This is a genomic window from Thioalkalivibrio sp. ARh3 (assembly GCF_000377265.1).
Classification (GTDB): domain Bacteria; phylum Pseudomonadota; class Gammaproteobacteria; order Ectothiorhodospirales; family Ectothiorhodospiraceae; genus Thioalkalivibrio; species Thioalkalivibrio thiocyanoxidans.
The window spans coordinates 329,832-340,822 of sequence record NZ_KB897947.1 but is presented as its reverse complement, the minus strand read 5'-3'; the positions used below and the strand labels follow the sequence as shown (position 1 = coordinate 340,822).

The 10,991-nt window shown below is 64.9% G+C and carries 9 protein-coding genes; 4 read left to right on the top strand and 5 right to left on the bottom strand.

What is annotated here, in order from left to right:
• Positions 1-16 precede the first annotated feature (16 nt).
• Positions 17-1,009 (bottom strand): dihydroorotate dehydrogenase, encoded by a 993-nt coding sequence (locus tag C995_RS0101605; RefSeq protein WP_018863266.1) that lies wholly within the window; start codon positions 1,007-1,009, stop codon positions 17-19.
• Here C995_RS0101605 and trmL point away from each other — a divergent pair.
• From trmL to C995_RS0101590, 3 genes are all read left to right on the top strand, one after another.
• A complete protein-coding gene (gene trmL / locus C995_RS0101600) occupies positions 1,008-1,472 on the top strand; it encodes a tRNA (uridine(34)/cytosine(34)/5-carboxymethylaminomethyluridine(34)-2'-O)-methyltransferase TrmL (protein WP_018863265.1) in 465 nt (154 codons plus the stop codon). The two genes, C995_RS0101605 and trmL, sit on opposite strands and share 2 nt — an antisense overlap.
• A 121-nt stretch (positions 1,473-1,593) precedes the next feature.
• Positions 1,594-2,466, top strand: coding sequence for a dienelactone hydrolase family protein (locus C995_RS0101595; RefSeq protein ID WP_018863264.1), 873 nt, complete (start codon positions 1,594-1,596; stop codon positions 2,464-2,466).
• 236 nt (positions 2,467-2,702) lie between these two features.
• Positions 2,703-3,911, top strand: a complete 1,209-nt coding sequence (locus C995_RS0101590) for a 6-phosphofructokinase (protein WP_018863263.1) — start codon at positions 2,703-2,705, stop codon at positions 3,909-3,911.
• Between the two features lie 99 nt (positions 3,912-4,010).
• Here C995_RS0101590 and adk read toward each other — a convergent pair whose 3' ends face one another.
• Entirely contained in the window at positions 4,011-4,667 is a 657-nt protein-coding gene (gene adk, locus C995_RS0101585) for an adenylate kinase (protein WP_018863262.1), read from the bottom strand.
• 196 nt (positions 4,668-4,863) lie between these two features.
• On the opposite strand from adk, the gene C995_RS0101580 reads away from it, so the two are divergent.
• Complete coding sequence (locus C995_RS0101580; protein WP_018863261.1) at positions 4,864-6,030, top strand: hypothetical protein; 1,167 nt, start codon at positions 4,864-4,866, stop codon at positions 6,028-6,030.
• 67 nt (positions 6,031-6,097) lie between these two features.
• On the opposite strand, the gene C995_RS0101575 is transcribed toward C995_RS0101580, so the two are convergent.
• From C995_RS0101575 to C995_RS0101565, 3 genes are all read right to left on the bottom strand, one after another.
• On the bottom strand, positions 6,098-7,081 hold the full coding sequence (locus tag C995_RS0101575; protein WP_018863260.1) for a DmsC/YnfH family molybdoenzyme membrane anchor subunit: 984 nt from the start codon (positions 7,079-7,081) through the stop codon (positions 6,098-6,100).
• A gap of 17 nt (positions 7,082-7,098) precedes the next feature.
• Positions 7,099-7,830: a 4Fe-4S dicluster domain-containing protein gene (locus C995_RS0101570; protein ID WP_017925619.1), complete on the bottom strand. Its 732-nt coding sequence runs from the start codon at positions 7,828-7,830 to the stop codon at positions 7,099-7,101.
• Between the two features lie 284 nt (positions 7,831-8,114).
• On the bottom strand, positions 8,115-10,976 hold the full coding sequence (locus tag C995_RS0101565; RefSeq protein WP_018863259.1) for a molybdopterin oxidoreductase family protein: 2,862 nt from the start codon (positions 10,974-10,976) through the stop codon (positions 8,115-8,117).
• Positions 10,977-10,991 lie beyond the last annotated feature (15 nt).

Genomic DNA, 10,991 nt, shown 5'->3' with positions numbered 1-10,991 from the left:
GTTTCCTTAAGCCGAGTCAGGTCGTCGGGTCTTCCGGGGCCGGGGCGGCGCAGGCGGAGATCGCGCTGTTGAGCTGCAGGGTTCCGGTCAGCTCGCTGACCTGCTGGATGCCGTGGCGATCCATGTAGTCGCGGATGCCGTCCAGGATCTTCGGAAGGCACAGCGGGTCGTAGAACAGCCCGGTCCCGACACCCACGGTGCTGGCGCCGGCGATCAGGAATTCCAGCGCGTCGCGCGCGGTCAGCACGCCGCCCTGGCCGATGATCGGCACGTTGTGCGGTGCGGCCACCTGATGGACCTGCTGCACCTTCAGCAGCGCAATTGGCTTGATCGCCGGGCCGGAGAGTCCACCCTGGTTGTTGCCGATCACCGCGCGGCGGTTTTCCACGTCGACGGCCATCCCCATCAGGGTGTTGATCACGGCGAAGCCGTCAGTCCCGGCCTCGATGCAGCGGCGGGCGTTTTCGGCAATGTCGGTCTGGTTGGGCGAGAGCTTGGTGATCAGCGGCTTGGAGGTCACCGAGCGGCAGGCCTCGACCACGCGCGCGGACATCTCCGGGTCGTTGCCGAACGCCACGCCGCCCTCTTTCACGTTGGGGCAGGAGATGTTGATCTCGATGGCATCGATCGGCGAGTCGTCGAACCGCCGGGTGACCTCGATGTACTCCTCGATGGTCGAGCCGGAGACGTTGGCGAAGAACCGCGTCTCCTCGAAATCGAGCGCGGGCAGGATCTCGTCCACTACCCGGTCCACGCCCGGATTCTGCAGGCCGATCGCATTCAGCATGCCGTCGGGCGTCTCGTAGACGCGGTGCGGCGGGTTGCCCAGTCGCGCCTGGCCGGTCGTACCCTTCAGGCAGATCGCACCCGCGTCGCGGTTGGAGAACCCGGCGACCCGGGTGTATTCCTCGCCAAAGCCGACACAGCCGGACAGCAGCACCAGCGGCGTGTTCAAATGCAGCCCGCAGAAATCGACGGCCAGCCGCGGATCGGTGCGCGAATCACTCATGCTTCACATCGTCCTTTATGAACCGGAAATCCCGCCGAACACGGGCAATATTATTCGTCTGGCGGCCAACACCGGGGCGGCGCTGCACCTGATCCATCCGCTCGGCTTCGAGCTGGACAGCGCCCGGGCGCGCCGCGCCGGGCTCGACTATCACGAGCTGGCCCGGGTGCAAGAGTATGACAGCCTCGAACAGTGGCGGGAATCGGTCCGGCCGCAACGCGTGTTCGCCCTGACTACGCGCGGTCAGGCCCGTTACGATCAGGCCGGGTTCCAGTCCGGCGATGCCCTGTTGTTCGGCCCGGAGACCCGCGGCCTGCCCCGGGCGGTTCTGGATGCGCTGCCTCCGGAACAGCGATTGCGCCTCCCGATGCAGCCCCACAGCCGCAGCCTGAACCTCTCCAACGCTGTGGCCGTCGTTGTCTACGAGGCCTGGCGCCAGCTCGGGTTTCCGGGTGGGTTGTAGGAAGGCCGTACGGCACAGGCAGGAGATCGTGCTTTGTTCTAAGCTTGACGGCGAGGCTCATCGCTGCGGGACCCCGGCCGGGTGACCCCCGCGGCTCCAACCAACAAGGGGTTCGGGATTCATGTTTTCTGTTCTGCGATCGTTCAGTCTGCTGGCCGCGGCCAGCCTCGTCGCCGCGCCGCTCGCGGCGGACGAACCCACCGGTGCCGACAACTGGTGGTGGGATGACGGCTGGTGGGAGGACGGTGTCCTGTATTCCGACCTCGAGAATCACGAAGTCGAGATCGAGCGGTTCGAATACGAGCGCGACGGCGTGGACATCCCGGCCATGGTGGCGCGTCCCGCCGATGGCGAGGCCTACCCCGCGATCCTCTGGGCCCATGGTCGGCGAGGCCTGGACGATCTGGCCGAGCTCCATGTGAAGCGCCTGGCGGCGCGGGGCTTCGTGGTGCTGGCTCCCGACATGTATACCGGCCGTTTCATGGAGAGCCACCCGCTGGATCATGACTACGAGCTGGAAGGCGACTTGAACAAGGGGCTGGACGTGCTGCTCGAGCGCGACGACATCGTGGGTGATCGCGCCTGCCTGGTCTCCATTACGCGCGGGGGCTACAAGACCCTGAAGGTCGCCGTGACCTACGAGCGGCAGGTCGAGGATGCTGCCTGCTGGGCCGGTTACTACCCGCACCTGCAGGATCCGAACCTCGGCGAGCCTCACCAGGTGTATCGCTATGCCAACGAGGTGAACCAGCTCGAGATCCCGATGATGGTGCTGATTGGCGAGGAGGAGCAGTATCAGCGCCACCGCACCGCGAAGATGGCCGCCGACGGGCTGGAAAGCCGCGGCGGTGATGTGACCTGGATCGAATATCCAGGCGTTGGCCGCGGCTTCGATTTTCGCAACGGCAACAACCGCACCTTCGCCGACGACCTGGCCTCGCGTGACGCGATGATCCGGGTCACCCGCTTTGTGAACCAGCATCTGCGCGACTGAGTTCTGCCTCGACCCCCTCTCTGGCCGGCGAACCGGCACCGCTAACCCATCGGGTGGGCGGTGCCGTTGTGCTGTCGACTCACTCCATTCAATAAGTCTTTGATAATACAATTAAACGTTTCCGTGCGCAGAGTGCGGAATTTGCTATCTTCGGGCCTTACGTTACTGAGATGCCCGGTCGTTGCGCGGCCGATTCATGGTTGCTACGCACTTAAAGTCGCAGAAGGAGGACGAAGATGGCCAAGGTTCTGATCGCCCAGGGTGGAGGCCCGACGGCGGTAATCAATCAATCCATGGTGGGCGCGGTCCTGGAAGCCCGGAAGTTCACCGATGTCGAGCTGGTATACGGGGCCTTCCATGGGGTCCGCGGGATCATCGACGAGGAGTTCCTGGACCTGACCCAGGAGACCACCCACAACCTGGAGATGGTTGCGCAGACGCCCTCGTCCGCCCTGGGCTCCACGCGGGACAAGCCGGACCTCGACTACTGCAAGGAGATCTTCAAGGTCCTGAAGGCCCACGAGATCACCTACTTCTTCTATATCGGCGGCAACGACTCCTCCGACACGGTACGGATCGTCAGCGAGGAGGCGCGCAAGGCCAACTACCCGATGCGCTGCGTGCACATCCCGAAGACGATCGACAATGACCTGGTGGAGAACGACCACACGCCGGGCTTCCCCTCGGCAGCGCGCTTTGTGGCCCAGGCCTTTATTGGCGCCAACCTCGACAACTATGCCCTCCCGGGGATCTACCTGGCGGTCGTCATGGGCCGTCATGCCGGATTCCTGACCGCGGCCTCCGCTCTCGGGAAGAAGTTTCCGGACGACGGACCGCATCTGATCTATGTGCCCGAACGGGTATTCGAGGTTGACCGCTTCCTGTCGGACGTCAAGGCGACCATGGACCGTCACGGCCGCTGTGTGATCGCGGTCAGCGAGGGCATCCACGACGCGGAGGGCGAGCCGATCGCGACCAAGCTGGCCAAGGACGTGGAGAAGGATGCCCACGGCAACGTGCAGCTCTCCGGTACCGGGGCACTGGCCGATATGCTCTGCGACGAGATCCGCAGCAAGCTGGGGGTCAAGCGCGTGCGCGGCGATACCTTCGGCTACCTCCAGCGTGCCTTTATTGGCTGTGTCTCCGATGTCGACCAGCGCGAGGCCCGCGAGGTGGGCGAGAAGGCCGTGCAGTTCGCGATGTGGGAGGGCCGCGACGGCTCGGTCGCGATCAAGCGCACCGGCTTTTACTCGGTGGACTACGAGTACGTCCCGCTGGAGGCCGTTGCGGGCAAGACCAAGGTGATGCCGGACGAGTTCATCGATGCCTCGGGCACCGATGTCACCGATGCCTTCCGCATGTATCTGCGCCCGTTGCTGGGCTCGGGCATGCCGGATGCCTATCGCCTGCGCAAGAACAAGGTGACCAAGGTGCTCGGTCGCTAGCAAAAAGCCCCTGGTCCCGTGTCCGGGGGCGGGGCAGCAGGCGTGGGGCCGCGGCCCCGTTTACAACGACCCGCCCGGTATTCCGGGCGGGTCGTTCTTTTAGCCCAGGGCCTTGAAGATCTGGTCGCGGATCTCTTCCACCGACCCGGTCCCCTTGATGTGGACGTACTTCGGTGCGTCGGGGTCGCCGCTGTCCGCCCATTTCGAGTAGAAATCCACCAGCGGCCGCGTCTGGCTGTGGTAGGCCTCCAGGCGCTTGCGCACCGTCTCCTCGTTGTCATCCTCGCGCTGGATCAGGTCCTCGCCCGTGACGTCGTCCTTGCCTTCGACCTTCGGCGGGTTGAATTCGATGTGATAGGTGCGACCCGAACCGGGGTGCACTCGGCGCCCGCTCATGCGCCGGATCACCTCTTCGTCGGGGACATCCACCTCCACCACAAAGTCGAGCGGCACGCCCTGTTCCTTCAGGGCTTCGGCCTGCGGGATGGTGCGCGGGAAGCCGTCGAACAGGAAGCCGCTGTCGCAGCAGTCGGGCTGTTCCACGCGTTCCTTGACCAGGCCCAGGATGATGTCGTCGGACACCAGGCCGCCTGCATCCATCACCTCTTTGGCCTTCAGACCCAGGGGGGTGCCTGCCTTGACGGCTGCACGCAGCATGTCACCGGTGGAGATCTGCGGGATGTTGTACTTCTCGCAGATGTACTGGGCCTGAGTGCCCTTGCCGGCGCCGGGCGCCCCCAACAGAATCAGTCGCATGCTCTCGCTCCTATGAGGAGTGGGTGGTTGTGCTATCGTCGCGGCAGACACTCCCGAGCCGCGCAAGTTACAGTACAGGGGTTGTGGTTGTGGGTACAACCCTGCCTGAACGGCCCTGCCGCCGCACCGCACGCAAGAGCGACTCGAGCGCGAGCGTGTACATTCATCAGTGTTTCCCTAGGAGCAATCGACCGCCATGCAAGCCGGCCCCCGCGAGATCACCACGCCCTTTCGGCCCATCCCCCTGGACATACCGGAGGGCATGAAACCCAACGAGTTCTTCAACAGCACCGAAAACCTCGCCGACCTGGTGAACAACAACGGGCTGCTGGTGAACCCGGAGAATCTCCTGCTTTATCGCAAGGCGCTGGGGCACAGCAACGAATTCGACTGCTCCATCATCTACAACACCTCGCAGACCATCCTCGACCCGATGGGGCGCCCGGTGCGGCGCACCCAGGTGCCGGAGCCGGTTCGGCATGTCTGGAATCGGATGAACGGGGTGATCATCGAGTACATGCTGGAGCAGTACCCGGATCCGGCCGAGGCCCTGGTGCTGGCGGGCGAGGCCAGCCTGGATGCGACCTGGCCGCTGACCGCGCCGGGCGTGCCCAGCATCCGCATGCTGCACAACCATTTCATCGTCTTTCCGATGGCCACGCTGGCTGATGCCCCACTGGCGGATCCCGGCAATCCTAATCTGACCGATGGCGGCCAGCACAGCCTGTTCCAGGCCTACATGCGCGATGTCTACCGGGCGTTTTTCACACGGGCGCTGGATCTGGAGATCCTGCGTCCGGCGCCGGATCAACAGGCGCGCCTGGGACTGACCGGCTACCCGCACGGCCTCCCGAGCTGGGAGATTCAGGGCGGCGTCGAGGCCCTGAAGGACATCCGCTTCTGGCGCGAATACGACGCGGTCCTGCAGGGCTTTCTGGACTTCTACCGGACCTTCTTCTCGCAGGTCTCCACCCGCAATGCGCCGATGCCCGAGGGCGTGCACTTCCCCGATGCAGTGGAGGAGGTCCTGTTGTTCAACAACGATTTCCTGAAGACCGCGAAGAAGGTACGCGACCGCTGCTTCACCGATGCCAAGTACGCCCATGCCATCCGCTGGCAGCCGGCCTTCAAGCAGCTGATCTACCGCAACGACGAGGGTCGCCTGATCGTCACGATCAGCCAGAACTCCATCGGCAACGCGATCACCGAGCTGCTGGGGGTGGTGGTCAATCGGGTGCCGGACGCGGAGGCCTACGAGCGTGTCGAGCCGGCCCTGCTGGAAAAGCTGCTGGAAGTGCGCCGCCGTCTGGTGGAGGTCGATCTGGGCGAAGGCATCGCGACCGCGAGCTGGCCTGCGGCCTGACGGAAGGGTTTGGAGAAGTGCGGTCTTCGCTGCGGGTGGGCTGGGGGGCGCCCGCCCCCCAGCGGTTTCAGGCGACCGACTGGTAGTAGATGTTCTGCGGATGGTTCGCCTGGGCGAAGAAGAACCAGCGTTCGGCGACCATGCCCAGATATTGGATCACGAACGCGGCGATCAGCACGTTGACCGGGTCGACCCGTGTGACCAGCACGACCAGCAGCAGGATCGCCGGGATCACGAATGCGCCCAGCAGGAAGATCCACTTCATCCCGCGCAGGAACGCCGCCGACATGTGGTGGAAGAACTCTCGCGTATTGAACGACCCGCCCATGAAGCCCTGGGACTTCTGCTGGATCTTCGGGTGTTTCACCCCGATCGCGGTCTGCAGCGTCGACTTTGACTTGATGCGGGCGTTGCGCATCAGCGACGCGCTGCGGGTTCCCAGCCCCAGAACGGTCAGCACGATTGCGACTGTCGCCATGAAGGCCACCAGTGGTACACCGGCCCAGGCGGCATAGGCGGCAGCCAGGGTAAAGCCGTTGGCGGCCCCCAGCACCGTGTAGTTCACCACGGTCAGCGGGGAGTGCCATTCCTGCAGGAACTTGATGCAGGCGTAGATCATCGCGGTGGTGACATACAGCACGATTGCCAGCAGCGCCCCGATCGCCCCGAGCACCATGGTCGGCAGTATGGGTATGTCTCCGGCCAGCGTACCCAGGGGCGGGTTGAACCCGAACGCATGGGCCGCGCCGTACAGGAACACCATGCCCATGAACGCCGGGAGCACGATCACCTCGCGCGAGAGCCAGGAGGTGCGCCACTTGGTAGCGGTGCGCCAGGCGCGTTCCGGCCGTCCCAGGTGAAAGAACGAGGCGACCAGCCCCAGCACCAGGAAGGCCAGCGCCAGCACGGAGCCCAGCGCGAGGAAGTCCGAACCCGGGGGCGGCAGCACGCCCAGAAGGCTCAGTGCCTCGGCACCGAACAGACCGAGAAACAGGCCCTGTCCGGCGCCGATCAGGGTGGTGAGAAAGATAACCGAGAAGGCTGGATGCATAGTGTCTTCGTCCCTGTTTACCAGCTGGTGACGTCGTCGAGCGAGGGTTCGTCCTGCCCGGGCTTCGGCAACTGACTGTCGATCTTCAGCGGGTTGTCCGCGCGTTCGACCTCGTCCTCGCGGATGGTCAGCTGGGTCTTGCGCCGCGGCAGGTAGTGGTTGGCCGGCTTGGTGCCCCATTCCGGCATCAGCTGGTAGCCACCCGCCTCGCGGATCGCCTTGGAGACGACCGATTCGGGGTCATGGATATCGCCGTAGAGCCGCGCATTGGTCGGGCAGGCCCGCACGCAGGCCGGCTTGCGGTCCCATTCCGGCAGTTCTTCGTTGTAGATGCGGTCCACGCACAGGGTGCACTTGGTCATCACCTTGCGCTCGGCATCCACCTCGCGCACGCCGTAGGGGCAGGCCCAGGAGCAGTACTTGCAGCCGATGCACTTGTCGTAGTCGACCAGCACGATGCCATCCGACTCGCGCTTGTAGGAAGCCCCGGTCGGACACACCGGCACGCAGGGCGGCTCCTCGCAATGCAGGCAGGACTTCGGAAAGTGCACCGTCTCGGTGTTCGGATATTCGCCCACCTCGAAACTCTGCACCCGGTTGAAGAAGGTGCCGGTGGGGTCCGCGTCGTAGGGATTCTGGTCGACCAGTGGGCCGGCATCGCCGGAGGTGTTCCATTCCTTGCAGCTGGTCACGCAGGCGTGGCAGCCCACGCAGACGTTGAGATCGATGACGAGGGCGAGTTGGGTCATTTCTTGCCTCCTGGGGGAACGCTGCACAATGTGCGCACTCGCGCTCGAGTCGCTTTTGCGTGCGAACAAGGCGCGGTGACTGCCGTGCAGTCACTCTGCACAAGGGAGCCGCAACGCCGTGCGCATGCAAAAGCGGCCGAGCCCCTGCTTTTCAATGGGTTGTGGGGTTGGCGCCCCAGGTTCCCCGATCCTGCGTTGCGGCTCTTGCCGGTAGAACCACTACCGGCTGCGCACCGCGCCTTGTCTCGGAAAACCTGGGGTGCCAACGCGAGTGTGTACATTGTTCAGCGTTTCCCCAGGCCCGCAAAGAAGTTCAAAACACGTGCCCGTGTGGACTGGCCGGGATACGGTTTGAGCGGCTTGAACTGGGGAGAGGTCTCCTGCGGCTCCCCTTCTTCGGCCTTGTAGATTCGTACGCGGACGTCATACCAGGCCGCCTGACCGGTCACCGGATCGGAATTCGAGATCGGGCCGTCATGCCCCGGCAGCTCCTCGGAGATCAGGTGATTCAGCAGAAAGCCCTTGCGTGACTCGTTGGCGCCCGGGGTCAGGTTCCAGGCCCCCGCGGCCTTGCCGATCGCATTCCAGGTCCAGACGGTGCCGGGCTCGACAGCCTCCGAGTACTTGGCCATGCAGCGCACCCGGCCCCAGGGGCTTTCCGCCCAGATCCAGTCCTCGTCCTCGATGCCGGCGGCCCGCGCGGTGCGCGCGTTCACGTACAGCAGGTTGTGGGCATGGATCTGGCGCAGCCAGGCGTTCTGGGAGTCCCAGGAGTGGTACATCGCCATCGGTCGTTGGGTGACCGCGGCCAGCGGATAGGTGTGCTTGTCCGTGGACTGGTGTTCCAGCGGGTCGTAGTAGAAGGGCAGCGGGTCGAAGAAGGTCTCGACGCGCTTGGCCAGGTGCGTCGGCACCTTGCGCGTGGTCCCCTTGCCCTGGGCGGCGGCGCGGAACTTCATCAGCACCTCGGAGTAGAGGTGGATCAGGACGGGCTCGCCATAGCGCGTGATGCGGTTGCGCTGCGACCACTCGAGATACCCCTTGTTCCAGTTACGCATGTACTGGTAGCTGCGCGGCAGTTCGTACTGGAAGACGCAGTTGTTCTTCGCGTACATCTCCCACTGGTTGGGGTTCGGCTCGCCGCGCAGGGATTTTTCACCCCCCTTGCCGCGCCAGCCGGCCAGGAAACCGATGCCGGAGCCCGGCTCGGTCTCGTAGTTGACCACGAAGTCCGGGTAGTCGCGGAACTTGCGATCGCCCTTCTCGTTCACGAAGGCCGGCAGCTTCAGGCGCGACCCGAGCTCGATCAGTACATCCTGGAAGGGCTTGCACTCGCCCTTGGGCGGCACCACCGGGATGCGCACCGAATCCACCGGCCCGGTGAACTCGGAGATCGGGCGATCCAGCATCGACATCACGTCGTGGCGCTCCAGATAGGTGGTATCCGGCAGCACCAGATCGGCAAACGCGGTCATCTCGGACTGGAAGGCATCCGCCACGACCAGGAACGGGATCTTGTATTCCCCGTTGTCGTCCTTGTCGTTCAGCATCTTGCGGACCTCTTCCGTGTTCATGGTCGAGTTCCACGCCATGTTGGCCATGAAGATCAGCAGGGTGTCGATCGGGTAGGGGTCGCCCCGCCAGGCGTTGGTGATCGCGTTGTGCATCATCCCGTGCACGGCCAGCGGGTACTCCCAGGAGAAGGCCTTGTCGAGCCGGACCGGCTCGCCCTTGTCGTCCACGAACAGGTCGTCCGGGCTGGCCGGCCAGCCGAGCACCATGCCGTCCAGCGGCTTGCCGGGCTGCACGCCCTCCGGCCCCTTCGGCGTGCGGGCGCAGGGCGGGATCGGGCGCGGGAACGGGGCCTTGTGGCGGAAGCCGCCGGGGCGGTCGATCGTGCCCAGCAGCGACATCAGGATCGACAGCGAACGGATGGTGTGGAAGCCGTTCGAGTGTGCGGCCAGCCCGCGCATCGCATGGAAGGAGACCGGGTTGCCGGTGACCGACTCGTGCTCGACGCCCCAGGAGTCCGTCCAGGCGATCGGCAGCTCGATGCGCTGATCGCGCGCGGTCACGCCCATCTCGTGGGCCAGACGGCGGATATCCTCGGCCGGTATGCCGGTGACGCGCTCGGCCCATTCCGGGGTGTACTCGGCGACCCGGTCCTGCAGCAGCTGGAACGCGGGCTTTGCCCGGGTCCCGTCGTCGAGCTTGAATTCCCCGAGCAGGAAGGGGTCGGCCCCCCGGGTATGGGTCGGCACTGCCCGTCCGGTCTTGCGATCCCACCAGAGCTGGTTCTGCGCGTCGTAGCAGCCCTCTTCCGGCGGGTCCTCCGTGCGCAGAAACATGCCGAACTCGTCCTGGTCCTCATCCATGTTCACCAGCTGGCCGGCATTGCTGTAGCGCACCAGGAAGTCGCGGTCGTACAGGCCCTTGTTGATGATCTCGTGGATCAGCGCCAGCAGCAGGGCGCCGTCGGTCCCCGGGCGGATCGGGACCCATTCGTCGGCGATCGCGGAATAGCCGGTGCGCACCGGGTTGATGGAGATAAAGCGACCGCCCTGGCGCTTGAACTTGGAGATCGCCACCTTCAGCGGGTTGGAGTGGTGGTCCTCCGCGGTGCCGATCATCACGAACAGCTTCGAGCGTTCGAGGTCGGGGCCGCCGAATTCCCAGAACGAGCCGCCGATGGTGTAGATCATGCCGGCGGCCATGTTCACCGAGCAGAAGCCGCCGTGCGCTGCGTAGTTGGGGGTGCCGAACTGCTTGGCGAACAGCCCGGTCAGGGCCTGCATCTGGTCGCGTCCGGTAAACAGCGCAAAGCGTTTCGGGTCGGTCTCGCGGATCTGTCCGAGTCGCTCGGCGAGGATCTCGAAGGTCTCCTCCCAGGAGATCGGCTCGAACTCGCCGTCGCCGCGCTCGGCGCCGGCCTTGCGCCGCAGGGGCTGGGTCAGCCGCGCCGGCGAATGCTGCTTCATGATCCCGGAGGCACCCTTGGCGCAGATCACGCCTTCGTTGATCGGGTGCTCGGGGTTGCCATCGATGTACCGTACCTCCCCGTCACGCAGGTGCACCCGGATGCCGCAACGGCAGGCGCACATGTAACAGGTGGTGTTCTTGATTTCGTGCGACGGGGTCTGTGCCATAGATCGTTAACGCCT

Coding starts and splice junctions, on each gene's coding strand:
- C995_RS0101575 (WP_018863260.1), bottom strand. CDS start 7,081: ATGCATCCAGCCTTCTCGGTTATCTTTCTCACCACCCTGATCGGCGCC.
- adk (WP_018863262.1), bottom strand. CDS start 4,667: ATGCGACTGATTCTGTTGGGGGCGCCCGGCGCCGGCAAGGGCACTCAG.
- C995_RS0101565 (WP_018863259.1), bottom strand. CDS start 10,976: ATGGCACAGACCCCGTCGCACGAAATCAAGAACACCACCTGTTACATG.
- C995_RS0101595 (WP_018863264.1), top strand. CDS start 1,594: ATGTTTTCTGTTCTGCGATCGTTCAGTCTGCTGGCCGCGGCCAGCCTC.
- C995_RS0101570 (WP_017925619.1), bottom strand. CDS start 7,830: ATGACCCAACTCGCCCTCGTCATCGATCTCAACGTCTGCGTGGGCTGC.
- C995_RS0101605 (WP_018863266.1), bottom strand. CDS start 1,009: ATGAGTGATTCGCGCACCGATCCGCGGCTGGCCGTCGATTTCTGCGGG.
- C995_RS0101590 (WP_018863263.1), top strand. CDS start 2,703: ATGGCCAAGGTTCTGATCGCCCAGGGTGGAGGCCCGACGGCGGTAATC.
- trmL (WP_018863265.1), top strand. CDS start 1,008: ATGCTTCACATCGTCCTTTATGAACCGGAAATCCCGCCGAACACGGGC.
- C995_RS0101580 (WP_018863261.1), top strand. CDS start 4,864: ATGCAAGCCGGCCCCCGCGAGATCACCACGCCCTTTCGGCCCATCCCC.